The following is an 18,325-nucleotide window of genomic DNA, read 5'->3' as shown; positions in this document are numbered from 1 at the left end:
GATTGGGTCACACAAATTGGCTAATTCAAATCTAGACCAGATTTTCTGATGCTGGGGCTCGCCATCGTCACATAAATTAAAGCGCCGATTGGGCAAAAAATTTGGTGAAATTGAGTTACATCTTCCACTGCTCAGGGTCGAATTCACCGTCATTCAGTAATCTTTTTACCTTGTCTGATTCCTGCTCAATTTGTTGCAATTGATCGATGGCAACACGGTAGTGCTTGGCCAGTGCCTCGGCGCTGATCTGCTGGCTATTGCTCAGCAAGGCAAACACCAATGCTTGCGCTTGTTGCCCTTGTTGTTTGTAACTGTTGGCCGCCAGTTCAAATAGCTCCTGATCATATCGGCTACTGAGCTCCACGCCGGTCAGCAGTCGCTTTACATAGTGGTGACTTTTATTGGGCTGCTGTTTGGCGAAATAGATGGCGGCCAGCTGCATCGCTTTACGACTGGTCACCAAACCGGCTTGTTCAGCCTGTAAGAATCGCTGCTGTGCCTGGGGGTTTTTATCGCGAGTCCAGTGATATAGCGCTAATAGTGGGTCGCTGCTGTCTCGGCTTTGCTGTTTTAATGTTTCAAGGCTTTGGATGGATAGGGTGTACCAATGGCCACGGTTGGTGTCGCCTTGAGTACCGGGTTTATCCACCATATGAACCACATTAGACATGCAGCGATTGTAATCTTCTGCGTGGGTGAGCAGCTGATACATGTTGTCTGCACCGCCATCGCGATGGTTGATGTAACGCGAATGGATAAACTCTGAACGGGTGCGCCGGCACCAGCTTTCTTGCGCGACATCGGTGCACATCTGCGGTTGGGCTTCGCAGATCTGGGCAACATTCAGATTAGGGTTACAACCGCTTAAAACAACAGCAGTCATTAACAAACCGAGCGGTTTCTTCATGAAATAAAACTACCAAATATGCCTGTGAATGTGGATAAAGTTGTTGTTTTGCAACAGTTTGTCCATTTCCACTGGCTGGAAACGGTGGAACATTTTTTTGTAGAATAGCGGCGCTTTCTACCGCCGTCACCTTCAGAGCGAGACGGTGTGATAAAAAACAATATTAACCCTATTACCTGTAGCGCCAAATGAAAGCATTGGTGCTTCTTTGTAGGAACTGCGCATAATGACCGCTGACAAACATCTTCAAAGCTGGCAAGAGCGATTCGAACTGGCCGAAGCGATGCAACCAATTATTGGCAAACTGTACCGTAACCAAGGTGTGGAAGTGCTGATTTACGGTCGCCCGCTATTGAACGCCTCAACCATCGACATCACCAAAGCACACCGCTTGGTGAAGAAGTATGAAGGTGCCAAGCTGCGCTTGCGCGAAAGTTTTCCGTTTGTGGAAGCGCTGAGCCGCTTAGATGTAAAGCACGCCCGTGTTGATATTGGTAAGTTGGCGATCAACTACTGGCGCAACCACAGCGACGGCAGCGAAATCGAAGCTTACATGACTGAGCAGCTGGCTCCAGCCATTGGCAAAGAGATGGAACAGCGTGATGTTGTGCTTTACGGTTTTGGCCGCATTGGCCGCCTGCTGGCGCGACTGTTGATTGAACGCACCGGTGTTTCCAATACCATGCGTTTGCGTGCCATCGTGGTGCGTGGCGGCCGTGAAGGCGACTTAGAGAAACGCGCCAGCTTGCTGCGTCGTGATTCCATCCACGGCCCGTTCAACGGCTCAATTGAGATTGATGAAGAGAACAACGCCATCATCGCGAACGGCACCTACATTCAGGTGATCTACGCGAACTCCCCAGATCAAATCGATTACACCGAATACGGCATTGATAATGCATTGGTGGTTGATAACACCGGGATCTGGAAAGACGAAGAAGGCCTAGGCCAACACCTGCAATCTAAGGGCACCGCTAAGGTGCTGTTGACCGCGCCAGCCGGTGGTGAGATCAAGAACGTGGTGTACGGCGTGAACGACGCTGACGTGCTGGATAGCGACACCATCTTGTCTGCCGCTTCGTGTACCACCAATGCCATTACTCCGGTATTGAAAGCGGTATACGACAAGTTTGGCATCAACAACGGCCACGTAGAAACCGTACACTCCTACACCAACGATCAGAACCTGATCGACAACTACCACAAAGGGGACCGTCGCGGTCGCAGTGCACCACTGAACATGGTGTTAACCTCTACCGGTGCGGCTAAGGCTGTTGCCAAAGCGTTCCCAGTGCTGAAAGGTAAGTTGACTGGTAACGCTATCCGCGTACCAACCCCGAACGTGTCAATGGCGATCATGAACCTGAACTTAGGTCAGGAAACCAGCCGTGACGAAATGAATGAATACCTGCGCCAAACCGCGCTGTTCTCTGAGTTGCAAAACCAGATTGATTACACCGCTTCAACCGAAGTGGTATCAACGGATTTGGTGGGTAGCCGCTTTGCAGGCATTGTCGATTCCGAAGCCACCATCGTTGATGGTGATCGTGCGGTACTGTACGTCTGGTACGACAACGAATTTGGCTACAGCTGCCAGGTTGTGCAAGTGATGGCGAAGATGCTTAACGTAACCGGTGTTGTGCTGCCTTAAGCCAACAGCTGTTGCACAAAAAACCAGCCGGCAGGCTGGTTTTTTTTGTGCCTAATAGCGTGAAAACGTATAGTGATCAGCACGTGATAACAGCATCAGGGAACGAGCAATGGCGTTGATCCACTGCGGCGCATGCAGCAAGCAAATATCAAATAAGGCCGGGGTTTGTCCCCACTGTGGGTTTACCATCTCGGATGATCCAGAGAAGCAAGCGCAAGCGATGCGTATTCGCGCAATTCGAACGCAGCAACAGTTGATGAATCACAGCTTTATTGCGTTGCTGCTGTTTGTTGCTGGCTTTGCCATTTGGTGGTGGGGTGGTTCGCCACAGACCAATTGGCGTCAACCGGTTGGGGTTGGCTCTATGGCCGCTGGGTTTGTTTTCTATCTGATCACCCGCGTTCGCATTGTATTGAACAAAAGAGGTAAGTGATGGATTGGCAAGGGATGGTCGACAGCTTGACCCCAGAGATGCGTGAGCGCCTTCAGGGCGGCGTGGAAACCGGTAAGTGGCCGGATGGCACACGTTTAAGCGATAAGCAGCGAGAGAGCGCCATGCAGGCGTTAATTGCGTGGCAGGCAAAATACGCCGATAACACGGATCACCTTACGGTGAATAAGCAAGGTGAGATCAACCACCTGTCTAAAGCACAGCAAAAACGGCAGTTTGATCCCAACCACATTGATGCCAAGGTGGAGTGACAGACGTTGTCGACAACATAAAAAACCGGAGCCAAGGCTCCGGTTTTTTGTTTTAGGCTGCCATTACTGGCTAAGTTCGCCCCGCAACGGTTGCTGCACCAGTTGGCATCGTTCTGCAAAGCTCAGTGGCTGTGACAGCAAATAGTGCAGCTTGGTGAGTGCCGCTTCGGTGGTCATATCAAAGCCCGATAACACCCCTGCCTGAGACAAGGCATTACCGGTAGCGTAGCCGGCCATATTCACTTTGCCTTGCAGGCATTGAGTCAGGTTTAACACCAAGATCTCACGTTGATGGGCCTCTTGCAGTAGCTGCAGCAGATCGGGGCGTTCTGGCGCATTACCAACTCCAAACGACAGCAAGATCAAGGCTTTGACTGGCTGTTGCAAAATGTTGGCGATCACCTCGGTGCTGATCCCAGGGTAGAGGGTAACCACGCCAATCGCTTGGGTGCTGATGTTGGCCACGCTGAGTTTTACGCCAGCGGCGGCTTCCAGTGCTGGCTCACCCGTGCGGATCTCGATACCGGCATTCAGCAGCGGCGGTAAGTTCGGACTGCCAAAGGCGGCAAAGCCGTCGGCATGCACCTTGGTGCTGCGGTTGCCGCGCAGTAAGACGTTATTGAAGAACAGGCACACTTCGGCAATTTGGTAATTGGCGGCAATGTAGAGCGAGTTCAATAAATTGGTTTGCCCGTCTGAGCGCAACTCAACCAGTGGGATCTGTGAACCGGTCACAATCACGGGCTTGCTCAGGCCCTGCAACATAAACGACAGCGCAGAGGCGGTAAACGCCATGGTGTCGGTGCCATGCAAAATAACAAAGCCATCGAAGCGATCGTAGTTGTCGGCCACGTCGTCAGCGATCCGCTGCCAATCGCTGGGATCGGTATTGGACGAGTCAATCAGCTGATCATACTCATGGATCTCAAACTCGGGCATTTCATCGCGGTGGAACTCTGGGTTGGCCTTAACGCTTTGGGTTAAGAAGCCAGCCACTGGCGCGTAGCCTTTGTCGGTACGCTGCATACCGATGGTGCCGCCGGTATAGGCGACATAGATGCGTTTACGTTGCATGAGTAGCGTTCTGTTGGAAGGAACAATGGCGGCGATTATAGCGTTGCGAGAGGGAAAAGAAAGCCCAGCAAATTGCTGGGCTTAGTCTTGCGCTAGGGATGTGAGTTAACGAACGTTACTGCATTCCATGCACAGGTAGTAGAGGTTGTTTGGATCGTCTAACTGCATCTGCTCAGCAATTGGTTTCAGCAATCCTTTCAGTTGCCACAACAGTTTGGTTTCGCTGTTTGGTGCTGGCAGGTATACCGCCACGTTGTTCATGACTTCACGCAGCAGCTCTTGCTCGGGGCTGAGCTCGTGACCAATCACTTTGGTGTCGTAATCGCTCAGATCCGCCAGCGAAGCCGCCGCGATCACCGCCTGTTCCAAGCTGCCCAGCTCATCCACCAGTCCCAGCTCCAGTGCATCAGCACCGCTCCAGATCCGGCCTTGGGCAATGGCGTCGACTTGTTCCAATTCCATCTGTCGTGATTTGGCAACCAACGAGATAAAGTCGTGGTAACCCTTATCCATTAAGCGTTGCATGATTGGACCAATCTTATCGTTCAGCGGCTCGATAAAGCTGATCTGACGAATGTCGCTGGTGGCGACCCCATCTTGATGCACGCCGATGTATTCCGCGGCATTTTCGAAGGTTTGGAACATGCTGATGATGCCAATTGATCCAGTGATGGTGTCTTTTTGGGCGAAGATCCGATCGGTACTGGCAGATATCCAGTAGCCACCAGAGGCCGCCACTGAGCCCATTGAGGCCACAACTGGCTTACCGGCTTCTTGTAGGGCTAATACCTCTTGGCGGATCTGCTCCGAGGCGTATGCGCTACCGCCACCGCTATCAACACGCAGCACAACCGCTTTAACTTGGTCATCTTGTCGCGCTTGACGCAGGAGCTTTGAGGTTGAAACGCCACCAATGGTGCCGGAGGGTTGGTCACCATTTAAGATGGTGCCTTTAGCCACAATAATGGCGATTTTATTTTGCTGCAGCGGATTCGCGGTTGGGGCCACCATGGCGGCGTAGTCTTGCAGGCCAATGGCGTTTAGCTTGCTGTCGTCTTCTTCGTCAGCACCAAAGGTCTGCATCAAGCTGTCGCGCATGGCGATGTCGGTGGCCAAGGTGTCAACCAAACCGGTTGCCAGCGCCATGGCGGCCGGATCGTTGCCATTTTCGTCCAGCAACAGGCTGATGTTGTCCAAGCTTGGCGCCAGTGCGCGGGGATCAATTTCACGATTGCTGCTGACGGTATCTACGTAGCTTTGCCACAGATCATCAATTACGGCTTGAGCCGCTTCACGGGCGGGGGCTGACATGTCGTTGCGGGTGTAAGACTCGGCAAACGACTTATATTTGCCAACGCGATACAGGTGGGTCGTCACCTTCAGGTTTTGCAGCGCCTCGTTGTAGTAAAGGCGGCTCATGCCAAAGCCTTCAATGGCAACGCCACCGCCAGGATTGATGGTGATCTCATCGGCGTAAGAAGCTAGGTAATAGTTACTTTGATCAATGCCGCCGCCAAAGAACAGCAGCGGTTTGCCGTTTTCTTTGTAGCGCGCTAAGGCGGTGCCGATATCTTCCAGCTTGGCAATGCTGGCCTTAAAGTTACCGGGTTTTAAGACAATGCCTTTGATGCGGTCGTCTTTACCGGCCTGATCAATGCTGTGCAGCAGATCAGCCAATAAGATCTCTTGGGGGCGATCACTGTCTTGGCCCGTTAACGCCTCAAAAGGATCAACCGGAGTTAACTCTTCAACCACGATGCCGTCTAAAGCGATCACCAATGCCGCGCCATCTTGTACGGTTGGCGCGGCGCTATCACGGCTAAAGCCAATGACAATCAGCGCCAGTACGGTGAAAAACAAAACGTTAAGAACAATACGGCGGAACGTATTGATAACAGAGAATATTAAACGAAAGAATCGTCCAATCATCGAAGGCGTTTTTGCCATAAAGTGAGATTCCGTTAGAGAGTTGAATATTATGCTAACGCATTGGAATACGACAAGGGAATGGTAATTGTAAGTGCGTATAACTGGGGTGAGCTTGAGTCAATGCTCTACTGGCGATACTCTGGAACAAATGATTAAAACAGGTGTTTAAGGATGAACAACAATTACCCACATATGCTGGCGCCACTCGACCTTGGTTTTACCACTTTAAAGAACCGAGTGTTGATGGGCTCGATGCACACCGGGCTTGAAGAGGAGCGTGGCGGTTACGACAAACTTGCGGCGTTTTTTGCTGAGCGCGCAAAGGGCGGGGTTGGCTTAATTGTGACCGGCGGCATCGCCCCAAACTACGCTGGCCGAGTTCATGCCTTTGCAAGCCAGTTGTCGTTTCCGTGGCAGGTAAAGCATCACCGTAAAATTACCGAGGCGGTGCACGCAGCCGATGGCAAAATCTGCATGCAAATTTTGCATGCCGGTCGCTACGCTTACCACCCGATTTCCGTCGCACCAAGCAAAATTAAAGCGCCGATTAACCCATTTAAACCCTTTGCTCTGTCCAGCCGTGGCATCAATAAAACCATCAAAGATTACGCCAACGCGGCACGGTTAGCGCAAAAGGCGGGTTACGATGGCGTTGAGGTGATGGGCTCGGAAGGTTACCTGCTTAATCAGTTCTTATGCCATCGCACCAATAAGCGCAGCGATAAGTACGGCGGCAACATCGAGAACCGAGCTCGATTGGCGTTAGAGGTGGTGAAATCCATTCGCGCAGCAGTCGGGAAAGAGTTCATCATCATTTTCCGCCTGTCGATGTTGGATCTGGTTGAAGGGGGCAACAGTTGGGATGAAGTGGTGCAGCTGGCCAAATGGTTAGAGCAAGCGGGCGTTACCATCATCAATACCGGCATTGGCTGGCACGAAGCCCGAGTACCCACCATTGCCACCAGTGTGCCACGAGCAGCGTTTGCTCAGATCACCGAACGCCTACGTAAAGAGGTGACGGTACCGTTGGTGGCGACCAACCGCATCAACACTCCTGAAATTGCAGAGCAAGTATTAGCCAGTGATCAGGCCGATATGGTGTCGATGGCGCGGCCATTTTTGGCTGATCCCCATTTTGTTGCCAAAGCGGCTAATGGCCAGCGTGAGCAGATCAACGTATGCATTGGTTGTAACCAAGGCTGTTTAGATCACACCTTTAAACTGAAGCGCGCGACCTGTTTGGTTAACCCGATGGCGTGTTATGAAACCGAACTGAGGCTAGATCCCGTTGCTCAGCCTAAAGCCGTCGCGGTCGTCGGCGCCGGCCCCGCAGGCATGGCGGCCGCGTGTTATGCCGCCGAACGTGGCCACAAGGTCACTTTGTTTGAAAGCAGAGATGAGCTGGGTGGGCAATTTAATTTAGCGGCGCAGATCCCAGGTAAAGAAGAGTTTCATGAAACCTTGGCCTATTTTCGCCATCGCCTAGGGGATCTGGCGGTTGAGGTGAAGCTGGGCAGCCACGCCAGCGTCAGTGATTTAGCCGGTTTCGATGCGCGCATCATCGCCACTGGGGTGAAGCCTCGTACGCCACCCATTAACGGCATTGAGCGGGACAACGTAGTGACCTATCAACAGGTGCTGCGTAAAGAGGTGACCGTTGGGCCGCGAGTGGCCCTAATTGGTGCCGGTGGCATTGGCTTTGACATGGCCGAGTATCTGTCTGAAGCACATGATTCGGCCACGCTGGATCGCAGCAAATGGCTAGCGCAGTGGGGGATCGACATCCATTACCAGGAGGGGGCTGGTTTGTCTGAGCGAGATCCCTCAGCGTTTGATTCCGCCCGAGAGATCCACTTACTGCAACGAAAAACCACGAAGCCGGGAAAAGATCTGGGCAAAACCACCGGCTGGATCCACCGGGCGGTATTAAGCGATCGTGGCGTTAATTTTGTGACCGGTGTGAGTTACGAAAAAATTGACGAGCACGGGCTGCACATTCGCCAAGGCGAGACAACCTCTGTGCTTGAGGTTGATACCGTGGTGCTGTGTGCTGGGCAAGAGTCCAACCGCGATTTAGTGGCAGAACTGGAAGCGCAGCAGTTAAGCTTTAGCTTGATTGGCGGGGCTGAATTGGCGGCGGAGCTGGATGCCAAGCGGGCGATTCGCCAAGCGGCTGAGGCGGCGATGGCGTTATAGCGCTGACTGCAATCTTGTAATGGCCGCGGTTCGTGCATAGGGTAAAGAGAGGCTGTCGCAAGGCAGCCTTTTTTGTGTCCACCTTTCACTGAAAAAAGGAAATTGTCATGATTGGGTATGTCACCGTTGGAACCAACGATCTGGATCGCGCCGCCGCGTTTTTTGATGGCCTGTTTGCCAGTATCGGTGGTAAGCGCTTTATGCAAGAGGAGCAATTTATTGCTTGGCAGGTGAACAGTGAGCAATCGGGGATCGCTGCCACCAAGCCATTTGATGGCCAGCCAGCCACCGCAGGCAATGGCACCATGGTGGCCTTGGCGTTCGATTCCCCAGCGCAAGTGGATGCTTTTTACCACAAAGCGATCGAATTGGGCGCCCAGTGCGAAGGCCCTGCAGGGCCTCGCGGTGGCGGCTTCTATGCGGGGTATTTTCGCGACTTAGACGGCAACAAATTTAATGGTTTTTGCATGACCTCGACTTAGGCGAAGTCGGAACGAAAAAAGCAGGCGATTGCCTGCTTTTTTGTTTTGAGCGGAGCTTAGTAGCTCACTTTGAGGTCGCTGGTGGGGGTGCAGCAACAGGGCAAAATTTCATCTTCTGCGATCCGCGCCAATGGTTGAGCCAAATACCGCACCGTGCCACACAGCACCTTTGTTTTACAGGCACCGCAAAAACCTTGCTGACACTCGCTATAGAGGCCGTTGTCTTTGAGCAGATGCAGCAAAGGTTCCCCTTCCGGGTGAGTTTGCTGCTCGCCAGAGGGCAGGGTAACGGTATGGTTCATAACGTGAACTCAGCCAAATCTTGTTCTTCGATTTGATTATCGATCTGGTTGGTCAGATAGGAGCTAACTTCCACCTCTTGTGGGGCAACCTGTACCGCATCAGATTCCAACCATTTGCTCATCCACGGCAGTGGGTTTGAGCGCTTGTCGAAGATCGTAGGTAAGCCAATCGCTTCCATTCGTTGATTGGTAATAAACTCAACGTAATCTTCCAAAATGGTTTTGTTCATGCCCAGCATCGAGCCATCTTTGAACAGGTATTCCGCCCACTCTTTCTCTTGCTCGGCGGCACGGCGGAAGATCTCTATCGACTCTAAGTGGCACTCCATGCCAATGGCAGCCATCTCTGGATCGTCTTTGCCATCCAGCATCAGGTTGATCATGTGCTGGGTGCCTTGCAGATGCAGCTGTTCATCGCGGGCAATCAGGCGGATGATTTTGGCGTTGCCTTCCATCTTCTCTTGTTCTGCAAACGCAAACGAACAAGCGAACGACACATAAAAGCGCACCGCCTCAAGCACGTTGACGGACATCAAGCACAGGTACAGTTTTTTCTTCACGTCACGCTTACGCAGGGTAACGGTTTCACCATTAATGCTGTGCTCGCCTTCGCCGTATTGTTGGTACAGCTGAGTGATGTCGATCAGCTCATCGTAGTAACGGGAAATGTCGCCCGCGCGCTTTAGGATCTGCTCGTTTACCACGATGTCATCAAACACGTCGCCAGGGTTACCAACGATGTTGCGAATAATGTGGGTGTATGAACGAGAGTGAATGGTTTCGTAAAAAGACCAAGTCTCAATCCAAGTTTCAAGCTCTGGCAGCGACACTAACGGCAGCAACGCCACGTTAGGGCTGCGGCCTTGGATCGAATCCAACAAGGTTTGATACTTCAAATTGGAAATGAAGATGTGCTGCTCGTGGCTAGGGAGCGCATTGAAATCAATGCGATCTTTGGCCACGTCGACCTCCTCTGGACGCCAGAAAAACGACAGCTGTTTTTCAATCAAACGTTCAAAATGGGGGTGACGTTGCTGATCAAAACGGGCGACGTTAACCGGATTCCCAAGGAACATTGGCTCTTTGAGCGCATCGTTGGCGACCCGTGAAAAAGTACTGTATTTGTGTGTCATCGTTATTCCCTTAAATCTTGCAAGCGCCGCCGGCGCAGTCGTCATCACTGCTGTCGTTGCTGGAGTCGGTTTGGCCGTCGCGGGTGTTCTGGTAGTACAGGGTTTTCAGGCCGTACTTGTACGCCAGCATCAGATCCGTCAATAAGGTTTTCATTGGCATCTTGTTGTCGGCGTAACGGGATGGGTCGTAGTTGGTGTTAGCTGAGATCGACTGATCGACAAATTTCTGCATTAACCCAACCAGTTGCAAATAGCCGGTATTGCTCGGAATATCCCACAGCAGCTCGTAGTTGCTGGCCAGCGTTTCAATGCCCGGCACCACTTGCTTCATCACCCCATCTTTCGAGGCCTTCACGGAAACCAAGCCCCGTGGTGGCTCAATGCCGTTGGTGGCATTCGAGATCTGTGATGAGGTCTCCGATGGCATCAATGCCGACAGCGTTGAGTTACGCAGTCCGTGCTTCACAATTTGGCTACGCAGGGATTCCCAATCCAGATGCAGCGGTTCGTCACAGATCTCATCCAAGCTGGATTTGTAAGTGTCGATAGGCAGCACGCCTTGGCTGTAGGTGGTTTCGTGGAACGATGGGCAAGCGCCTTGCTCCTGGGCTAACTCATTGGAGGCTTTCAATAGGTAGTATTGAATGGCTTCAAAGGTTTTGTGGGTGAGCGCATTGCCGCTGCCGTCACTGTAGCGTTTGCCATTTTTAGCTAAGTAATAGGCAAAGTTGATTACGCCCACGCCCAAGGTACGGCGGTTCATGGTGCTGATCTCTGCCGCTTTTACTGGGTAGTCCTGATAATCCAGCAAGCTATCGAGGGCTCGTACCGCCAGCTGCGCTAACTCTTCTAATTCATCCAGCGAATCAATCGCGCCGAGGTTAAAGGCCGATAGCGTACACAGCGCAATTTCACCGTTTTCATCGTTCAGATGCAGCATCGGCTTAGTCGGCAGCGCAATTTCCAAACACAGGTTGGATTGCTTAATCGGTGCCACGGCCGCATCGAATGGGCTGTGGGTGTTGCAGTGATCCACGTGCTGAATGTAAATACGGCCAGTGGAGGCGCGCTCTTGCATCAGCAGGGAAAACAGCTCAACCGCTTTAATGTGCTTTTTACGGATGGCCGGATCTTGTTCGTACTGCAGGTACAACCGTTCAAAGGTTTCCTGATCCGCAAAGAACGCGTCGTACAAACCGGGCACATCGGACGGCGAGAACAGGGTAACGTTGCCGCCATCAATTAAGCGCTGGTACAGGGTACGGTTGATCTGTACACCGTAATCCATGTGACGAATGCGGTTGGCTTCGGTGCCGCGGTTGTTTTTCAGCACCAACAGATCTTCGACTTCAAGGTGCCACAATGGGTAGAACAGCGTCGCTGCACCGCCCCGTACGCCGCCCTGAGAGCAGGATTTTACCGCGGTTTGGAAGTGCTTAAAGAACGGCAGTAACCCCGTGTGGAATGCTTCGCCGCTGCGGATCGGGCTACCAAGGGCACGAATGTTACCGGCGTTAATGCCGATCCCTGCGCGTTGGCTAACGTATTTCACGATGGACGCCGAAGTGGCGTTAATGGAATCCAAGCTGTCGCCGCATTCAATCAGCACACAAGAGCTAAATTGACGGGTTGGGGTACGCACGCCGCTCATGATCGGCGTTGGCAACGAGATCTTGAAGGTGGAAACCGCATCGTAAAACCGTTTTACGTAATCCATGCGAGTGGCGCGCGGGTAGTTAGCGAACAAACAGGCGGACACCAGAATGTAGAGGAACTGGGCGCTTTCGTACATTTCGCCGCTGACGCGGTTCTGCACCAAGTACTTGCCTTCCAACTGCTTCACGGCGGCGTAAGAGAAGTCCATATCACGCCAGTGATCGATGTAGTCGTTTAACTCGTTTAGCTCGTCGCGGCTGTAATCCGCCAAGATGTGCTGATCGTAACGGCCTTGCTCCACCAGTTTGGTGACATGGTCGTACAGATGAGGCGGCTCAAACTGGCCATACGCTTTTTTACGCAGATGGAATACCGCTAAACGTGCCGCCAGATATTGATAATCTGGGGTGTCTTCACTGATCAGATCCGCCGCCGCTTTAATGATGGTTTCATGGATGGCTTCGGTTTTGATGCCATCAAAGAAATGGATGTGAGCGGCCAGCTCGACTTGCGACACCGAGACATTGTGCAGATCTTTTGCTGCCCAAGTGATGACGCGGTGGATCTTCTCTAGATCGATGGATTCTTTACTGCCGTTGCGTTTGGTAACGAGTAGGGAGCCATTCATAGCGTGATAATTATTTTCCGTGTGTGTTTGCCGACAACAGTCCATGTCCGGCCGGTAGGAGTCACCTTCTAGTGACAACATGAGTATAGTGCTTGGGTTACGCCGCAGGCACTATATATAGTGTGTGCGATTCGTGGGGGTACAAGATAGGGCGGTTCGAGCTGAGGATCAAGGGTGGTCGCTGTGAACATACTGTGTATAAATCGCCGCGCCCGGAGGGCGGTTAGTAGCGCCTTACGCGCTAACGCAGAAGTGGTTTGAGCTTGGTGATTTGCAAGAAAAAAAATGCCGCATCGATAAAATATTTTTTATCGATGCGTTTGCTGGATCGTTAACCGCGCAATAGCTGAAGCAGCTGTAAGAGATTGTCTAAGTGATGATCAGCAGGCCAATTTTGCGGCTGATCTTCCGTACTCAGGTAGCCCCATAATGCGGCAACCGTGGTCATATTGGCGTTGTTGCCAGCCAAGACATCTCGCTCGGCATCACCAATATAGAGGATATCAGCGGGAGCCACGCCAATTTGCTTGGCCGCATAAAACATCGGCGTGGGATCCGGCTTGGCCACTCCGCAGGTATCGCCACTGACGGTGCAGCTGCGATTGGCAAACTGGGGAAAGTAGGTCAGCAATGGCGTGGTGAGCGCTTCTGGCTTATTGGTGACAATGCCCCAAGGGATCCCTTCGTCATCGAGCCACTCAATCAACTCTGCCACACCGGCATACAGCGTGGTGTGTTGGCACACATTTGCTGCGTATGCGCTGAGCAGCGCTTGGCGGATTGGGGCAATGTCAGTGCGGTCATAATGATCCCCCATGCCCGCTCGCAGTAGGCCTGCGGTGCCATGGGAGCTCACTTGAGCCGCAACGGCAGCACTTATTGGCGGGTAGCCAAACTGCGCTAACGCGACGTTGGTGGCATGACCCAGATCGGGCGCGGTGTCCAATAGCGTGCCATCCAGATCAAACAGGATCCCTTGATAGTGGCTCATTAACCTTCCTCTGGTTTTTGGGCGTGCAAAATGTAGTTAACCCGCAGCGAATCAATCAAGCGTACGGTCTTAGTCAGTGGGTTGTAGAACAAGCCGCTGGCGTTTTTCATGACCAAACCGCTTTGCTCGCTCCAACGGCTTAGCTGGGAAGGGCGTAGGTATTTATCGAAGTCGTGGGTGCCCACGGGTAAGGCTTTGACAATGCGCTCGGCGCCGATAATGGTCGTTAGATACGCCTCGGGAGTTTTGTTGATGGTCGACATAAACAGATGACCACCAGGCTTAAGCATCTTAATGCACGCCTCAACCACCGATTGTGGGTCCGGCACGTGCTCAAGCATCTCTAAGCAGCAAACCACATCGTATTGCTGAGCAAACCCGTCGGCGTGTTGTTCCGCAGTGCTGTGCAAATAGTCCACATCCACATTGGTTTCCAAAGCGTGCAAACGTGCCACTTCAAGGGATTCTTCCGCCATATCTAGGCCAGTTACCTTGGCGCCGCACTTAGCCAAAGCTTCGCTGACTAAACCGCCGCCACAACCAACATCAACCGCCTTTTTGCCGAACAAACCACCACAGTGCCGTTCAATAAATGAAACCCGTACTGGGTTCATTTTATGCAACGGACCAGAGTGGCCTTCTGGATCCCACCAAGTGGCGGCTAATTGTTCAAATTTTGCCACTTCTTGAGGATCAACGTTTGTATTGTTATTCATATTGTTAGCGCCAATTCTTTATTAGTTAGGTCTAGCGCGATTATATCCGCGCCAGAAGGTTGGGGGAATCGTTAATCCGGCCTACTAATGCGAAATCCTTGTGTTATTATCCCAAACCACTGTTTTATCCGGTAGCACCGGGGCGGATTCCGTTGGGGAAACCGCTGTGAGGGGATCGCGCATTTTATGACTGATCTGGCCAAAGAAATCACGCCAATTAATATTGAAGAAGAGATGCGTACGTCGTATCTCGATTACGCAATGAGCGTAATTGTTGGGCGTGCTTTGCCTGATGTACGAGACGGCTTGAAACCTGTTCACCGTCGCGTACTGTTTGCAATGAATGAGTTGGGCAACGACTGGAACAAGCCCTACAAAAAATCTGCCCGTGTGGTGGGTGACGTAATCGGTAAATATCACCCACACGGTGATAGTGCCGTATACGACACCATCGTACGTTTGGCTCAGCCATTCTCTTTGCGTTACACCTTGGTTGATGGCCAAGGTAACTTCGGCTCCGTTGATGGCGACTCCGCTGCAGCGATGCGTTACACCGAAGTTCGCATGGACAAGATCGCTCACCAGCTGTTGGCTGATCTGGATAAGGATACCGTTGATTACGTACCGAACTACGATGGTACCGAACACATTCCAGCGGTATTACCAACACGTGTACCAAACCTGCTGGTCAACGGCGCGTCTGGTATTGCTGTTGGCATGGCAACGAACATTCCGCCACACAACTTGAACGAAGTGGTTGAAGGCTGTTTAACGCTGATCGAACGACCTGAAACCAGCATCGATGAACTTATCGAAGTGATCCCAGGTCCAGACTTCCCGACCGGCGGTATCATCAATGGCCGCAAAGGCATTTACGATGCGTACCGTACTGGCCGTGGCAAGATCTACGTTCGCGCCGTAACGGAAGTTGAAACCGATAAAAACGGCCGTGAAGCGATCATCGTTAACGAGATCCCTTATCAGGTAAACAAAGCCCGTTTGATCGAAAAGATCGCCGAGCTGGTTAAAGATAAGAAGATCGAAGGGATCAGCGGCCTGCGTGATGAGTCTGATAAAGACGGCATGCGCATCGTGATTGAACTGAAGCGCAACGAAGTGCCAGAAGTGATCTTGAATAACCTGTATTCGCAGACGCAAATGCAGACCGTGTTCGGTATCAATATGGTGGCACTGACTAACGGTCAACCTAAGGTATTTAACCTTAAAGAGACCTTAGAAGCCTTCATTCGTCACCGTCGTGAAGTGGTTACCCGCCGTACTGTGTACGAACTGCGTAAGGCTCGCGATCGCGCCCACATCCTTGAAGGCTTGGCGATTGCGCTGGCTAACATCGATCCGATCATCGAACTGATCCGCAACGCTGCAACCCCAGCAGAAGCTCGCCAAGGCTTGCTGAGCCAAGGTTGGGATCTGGGTAACGTTGCCTCCATGCTGGAAAAAGCAGGCGATGACGCTGCGCGCCCAGAGTGGTTGGAACCAGAGTACGGCATTCGCGAAGGCAAGTACTTCCTGACCGAAGAGCAAGCAAAAGCGATCTTGGATCTGCGTTTGCACAAGCTGACTGGGATGGAGCATGAAAGCATTCTGGGTGAATACCGTGAACTGCTGCTTCAAATCGCCGAGCTGCTGCACATCTTGGGTTCGACCGAGCGCCTGATGGAAGTGATCAAAGAAGAGCTTGAAGAAGTTAAGCAAAACTTTGGTGACGAACGTAAGACCGAGATCAGCGCCTCTTCTGCTGACATCAACATGGAAGACTTGATCACTCAAGAAGATGTGGTCGTGACCCTGTCCCATGAAGGTTACGTTAAGTACCAGCCGCTCAGCGATTACGAAGCTCAGCGTCGTGGGGGTAAAGGCAAAGCCGCAACCAAGATGAAGAATGAAGATTTCATTGAACGTTTGTTGGTGGCCAATACCCACGACACGATTCTGTGTTTCTCTAGCATCGGTAAAGTGTACTGGATGCGCGTATTCCAGTTGCCGTTAGCGTCTCGTACTGCCCGTGGCCGTCCGATCGTTAACTTGCTGCCTCTGGGTGAAAATGAGCGGATCACCGCCATCTTGCCTGTGGCCGAATACGACGCTGAAAAACACATCTTATTTGCTACCGCAAAGGGAACCGTTAAGAAGACCTCTTTGGCTGCGTACAGCCGCCCATTGTCTTCCGGTATTCGCGCCATCAACCTGTCTGAAGATGATCAGCTGATTGGCGTTGACATCACCAGCGGTGATGACGAAGTGATGCTGTTCTCTAACGCCGGTAAAGTGGTTCGCTTTAATGAATCAAACGTACGCTCTATGGGCCGTACCGCTACCGGTGTTCGTGGTATTTCACTGGACGATGCCGATCAGGTGGTGAGTTTGATTGTACCGCGTGGTGACGGTGCCATCTTAACCGTAACTGAAAACGGTTACGGTAAGCGTACCGCCCAGTCTGAGTACCCAACCAAGAGCCGTGCCACCAAAGGGGTTATCTCCATTAAGGTGAGCGAGCGTAACGGTGAAGTGGTCGGTGCTGTTCAGGTAAGCGAAAACGACGAAATCATGATGATCACCAACGGTGGTACTCTGGTTCGTACGCGGGTTTCTGAAGTTTCTGAAGTTGGCCGAAACACCCAAGGTGTGATTCTGATCCGTACCGGAGAAGATGAGCAGGTTGTGGCGTTGCAGCGTATCGATGAAATCGAAGAGAGCGATGAGCCGTTAGAACACGACGGTGAAGCAGCCGAAGGGGATGAAACCCCAGCGGCGGTAGATGACGCTACCGACACTGACGCAGAGTAACCTTTGCAAAATAACGGGCGCCTTAATGGCGCCCGTCTTGTTTCTAGGGAAAGAGGATGACCACTTATAATTTCTGTGCGGGCCCAGCCATGTTACCGACCGAGGTTATGGCACAAGCCCAACAACAATTACGCGATTTTAGCCAGCCAGGTGTATCGGTTATGGAGTTGTCGCATCGCAGCGCCGAGTTTATGCAGGTGGCGGAAGAGGCCGAGCAAAACTTGCGGGATTTGATGCAGATCCCCGATAACTACGCGGTGTTGTTTATGCACGGTGGTGCTCGAGGTCAGTTCTCGGCGATCCCGCTTAACTTGTTATCAGAAACGGGCACGGCGTTGTATCTGGAATCGGGCCAGTGGTCGGTATCAGCAGCAAAAGAAGCAGCCAAATTTGGCCGGGTTGAAGTGCGTGATATTCGCGATGCCAATAGCAGCATTGATCTGGCCAAAATTGGGGCGACTGCGGGTTATGACTATGTGCACTATTGCCCGAACGAAACCGTCGACGGGGTAAGCATTACCGCCGTGCCAGAATGTGATTCACCGTTAGTGGCCGATATGTCGTCGTGCATCTTAGGGCGTGATCTCGACGTGTCTAAATTTGCGCTGATCTACGCCGGCGCGCAAAAAAATGTTGGCCCTGCGGGACTGACGCTGGTGATTGTTCGCCGAGATCTGATTGGCCAGGCCGCGGCACACACTCCGGCCATCTTAGATTACCGCTTAGCCCAAGAAAACGATTCGATGTACAACACCCCACCGACCTTTGCTTGGTATCTGGCGGGGGAAGTCTTCAAGTGGATAAAAGCCAACGGTGGCGTGACTGCCATGAGTGCACGAAATCAAGCCAAAGCGGCTGCACTGTATCGGTTTATTGACGCAAGTGACTTTTATCGAAATGGGGTGAGCCCGATATTTCGTTCAGAAATGAATGTAACGTTCCAACTGCAAGATGCCGAGTTGAACCAACGATTTTTAGCGCAAGCGGAAAGCCACGGTTTGATGGCATTGAAGGGGCACCGTTTGGTTGGCGGTATGCGTGCCAGTATCTATAACGCCATGCCAATGGCCGGCGTAGAAGCACTCATCGACTTTATGGACAATTTCGCCCAGTCTCACCAATAAAAAGCCAGTCTGCCTCGCCTATCGGC

The 18,325-nt window shown here is 52.1% G+C and carries 15 protein-coding genes; 7 read left to right on the top strand and 8 right to left on the bottom strand.

The genetic code is table 11. The features are described 5' to 3' along the window. Positions 1-115: 115 nt before the first annotated feature. Positions 116-883 carry a DUF2989 domain-containing protein gene (locus tag Q0796_RS03120; RefSeq protein WP_298440198.1) on the bottom strand — a complete coding sequence of 256 codons (768 nt, stop codon included), beginning with the start codon at positions 881-883 and terminating at the stop codon, positions 116-118. Positions 884-1,133: 250 nt separating this feature from the next. On the opposite strand from Q0796_RS03120, the gene Q0796_RS03115 reads away from it, so the two are divergent. The 3 genes from Q0796_RS03115 (at position 1,134) to Q0796_RS03105 (ending at position 3,260) form a co-directional block, all read left to right on the top strand. After that, entirely contained in the window at positions 1,134-2,558 is a 1,425-nt protein-coding gene (locus Q0796_RS03115) for a glyceraldehyde-3-phosphate dehydrogenase (RefSeq protein ID WP_298440196.1), read from the top strand. Positions 2,559-2,778: 220 nt separating this feature from the next. Then, entirely contained in the window at positions 2,779-2,991 is a 213-nt protein-coding gene (locus tag Q0796_RS03110; protein ID WP_298440194.1) for a hypothetical protein, read from the top strand. Further along, positions 2,991-3,260, top strand: coding sequence for a DUF1315 family protein (locus Q0796_RS03105; protein WP_298440193.1), 270 nt, complete (start codon positions 2,991-2,993; stop codon positions 3,258-3,260). Before Q0796_RS03110 ends, Q0796_RS03105 begins: the two co-directional genes overlap by 1 nt. A 63-nt stretch (positions 3,261-3,323) precedes the next feature. On the opposite strand, the gene ansA is transcribed toward Q0796_RS03105, so the two are convergent. Further along, positions 3,324-4,334 carry an asparaginase gene (gene ansA / locus Q0796_RS03100; RefSeq protein ID WP_298440191.1) on the bottom strand — a complete coding sequence of 337 codons (1,011 nt, stop codon included), beginning with the start codon at positions 4,332-4,334 and terminating at the stop codon, positions 3,324-3,326. Positions 4,335-4,439: 105 nt separating this feature from the next. After that, a complete protein-coding gene (gene sppA / locus Q0796_RS03095) occupies positions 4,440-6,263 on the bottom strand; it encodes a signal peptide peptidase SppA (RefSeq protein ID WP_298440379.1) in 1,824 nt (607 codons plus the stop codon). 171 nt (positions 6,264-6,434) lie between these two features. Here sppA and Q0796_RS03090 point away from each other — a divergent pair, with 171 nt between their 5' ends. Then, the gene (locus tag Q0796_RS03090) at positions 6,435-8,459 is read left to right on the top strand and encodes an NADPH-dependent 2,4-dienoyl-CoA reductase (protein WP_298440189.1); all 2,025 of its coding nucleotides are present in this window, start codon (positions 6,435-6,437) and stop codon (positions 8,457-8,459) included. A 107-nt stretch (positions 8,460-8,566) separates the two neighbouring features. After that, complete coding sequence (locus Q0796_RS03085; RefSeq protein ID WP_298440187.1) at positions 8,567-8,941, top strand: VOC family protein; 375 nt, start codon at positions 8,567-8,569, stop codon at positions 8,939-8,941. A gap of 56 nt (positions 8,942-8,997) precedes the next feature. Here the strand turns inward: Q0796_RS03085 and Q0796_RS03080 are convergent, their stop codons facing one another. The 5 genes from Q0796_RS03080 to ubiG all read right to left on the bottom strand — a co-directional run bounded on the left by Q0796_RS03080 (position 8,998) and on the right by ubiG (position 14,367). Next, on the bottom strand, positions 8,998-9,243 hold the full coding sequence (locus tag Q0796_RS03080) for a 2Fe-2S iron-sulfur cluster-binding protein (RefSeq protein ID WP_298440185.1): 246 nt from the start codon (positions 9,241-9,243) through the stop codon (positions 8,998-9,000). Then, positions 9,240-10,376 carry a class Ia ribonucleoside-diphosphate reductase subunit beta gene (gene nrdB, locus Q0796_RS03075; protein ID WP_298440182.1) on the bottom strand — a complete coding sequence of 379 codons (1,137 nt, stop codon included), beginning with the start codon at positions 10,374-10,376 and terminating at the stop codon, positions 9,240-9,242. The genes Q0796_RS03080 and nrdB overlap by 4 nt, the downstream gene beginning before the upstream one ends. A 10-nt stretch (positions 10,377-10,386) precedes the next feature. Further along, positions 10,387-12,660 carry a class 1a ribonucleoside-diphosphate reductase subunit alpha gene (gene nrdA, locus Q0796_RS03070; RefSeq protein WP_298440181.1) on the bottom strand — a complete coding sequence of 758 codons (2,274 nt, stop codon included), beginning with the start codon at positions 12,658-12,660 and terminating at the stop codon, positions 10,387-10,389. 331 nt (positions 12,661-12,991) lie between these two features. Then, a complete protein-coding gene (locus Q0796_RS03065) occupies positions 12,992-13,651 on the bottom strand; it encodes an HAD-IA family hydrolase (RefSeq protein WP_298440179.1) in 660 nt (219 codons plus the stop codon). Further along, a complete protein-coding gene (ubiG, locus tag Q0796_RS03060; protein WP_298440177.1) occupies positions 13,651-14,367 on the bottom strand; it encodes a bifunctional 2-polyprenyl-6-hydroxyphenol methylase/3-demethylubiquinol 3-O-methyltransferase UbiG in 717 nt (238 codons plus the stop codon). The genes Q0796_RS03065 and ubiG overlap by 1 nt, the downstream gene beginning before the upstream one ends. 186 nt (positions 14,368-14,553) lie before the next feature. On the opposite strand from ubiG, the gene gyrA reads away from it, so the two are divergent. Then, on the top strand, positions 14,554-17,175 hold the full coding sequence (gyrA, locus tag Q0796_RS03055; protein ID WP_298440175.1) for a DNA topoisomerase (ATP-hydrolyzing) subunit A: 2,622 nt from the start codon (positions 14,554-14,556) through the stop codon (positions 17,173-17,175). A 56-nt stretch (positions 17,176-17,231) separates the two neighbouring features. Next, positions 17,232-18,299, top strand: a complete 1,068-nt coding sequence (gene serC, locus Q0796_RS03050; protein WP_298440172.1) for a 3-phosphoserine/phosphohydroxythreonine transaminase — start codon at positions 17,232-17,234, stop codon at positions 18,297-18,299. Positions 18,300-18,325: the final 26 nt, after the last annotated feature.

The sequence above is a fragment of the uncultured Ferrimonas sp. genome (genome assembly GCF_947489035.1).
Lineage (GTDB): Bacteria > Pseudomonadota > Gammaproteobacteria > Enterobacterales > Shewanellaceae > Ferrimonas.
The sequence above is the reverse complement of the archived record's forward strand: the minus strand, read 5'-3'. Positions and strand labels throughout refer to the sequence as shown.

Excerpts from the sequence above, each read along its gene's own strand:
- Q0796_RS03120 (WP_298440198.1), bottom strand. The coding sequence starts at position 883 with ATGACTGCTGTTGTTTTAAGCGGTTGTAACCCTAATCTGAATGTTGCC.
- Q0796_RS03115 (WP_298440196.1), top strand. The coding sequence starts at position 1,134 with ATGACCGCTGACAAACATCTTCAAAGCTGGCAAGAGCGATTCGAACTG.
- Q0796_RS03110 (WP_298440194.1), top strand. The coding sequence starts at position 2,779 with ATGCGTATTCGCGCAATTCGAACGCAGCAACAGTTGATGAATCACAGC.
- Q0796_RS03105 (WP_298440193.1), top strand. The coding sequence starts at position 2,991 with ATGGATTGGCAAGGGATGGTCGACAGCTTGACCCCAGAGATGCGTGAG.
- ansA (WP_298440191.1), bottom strand. The coding sequence starts at position 4,334 with ATGCAACGTAAACGCATCTATGTCGCCTATACCGGCGGCACCATCGGT.
- sppA (WP_298440379.1), bottom strand. The coding sequence starts at position 6,263 with ATGATTGGACGATTCTTTCGTTTAATATTCTCTGTTATCAATACGTTC.
- Q0796_RS03090 (WP_298440189.1), top strand. The coding sequence starts at position 6,435 with ATGAACAACAATTACCCACATATGCTGGCGCCACTCGACCTTGGTTTT.
- Q0796_RS03085 (WP_298440187.1), top strand. The coding sequence starts at position 8,567 with ATGATTGGGTATGTCACCGTTGGAACCAACGATCTGGATCGCGCCGCC.
- Q0796_RS03080 (WP_298440185.1), bottom strand. The coding sequence starts at position 9,243 with ATGAACCATACCGTTACCCTGCCCTCTGGCGAGCAGCAAACTCACCCG.
- nrdB (WP_298440182.1), bottom strand. The coding sequence starts at position 10,376 with ATGACACACAAATACAGTACTTTTTCACGGGTCGCCAACGATGCGCTC.
- nrdA (WP_298440181.1), bottom strand. The coding sequence starts at position 12,660 with ATGAATGGCTCCCTACTCGTTACCAAACGCAACGGCAGTAAAGAATCC.
- Q0796_RS03065 (WP_298440179.1), bottom strand. The coding sequence starts at position 13,651 with ATGAGCCACTATCAAGGGATCCTGTTTGATCTGGATGGCACGCTATTG.
- ubiG (WP_298440177.1), bottom strand. The coding sequence starts at position 14,367 with ATGAATAACAATACAAACGTTGATCCTCAAGAAGTGGCAAAATTTGAA.
- gyrA (WP_298440175.1), top strand. The coding sequence starts at position 14,554 with ATGACTGATCTGGCCAAAGAAATCACGCCAATTAATATTGAAGAAGAG.
- serC (WP_298440172.1), top strand. The coding sequence starts at position 17,232 with ATGACCACTTATAATTTCTGTGCGGGCCCAGCCATGTTACCGACCGAG.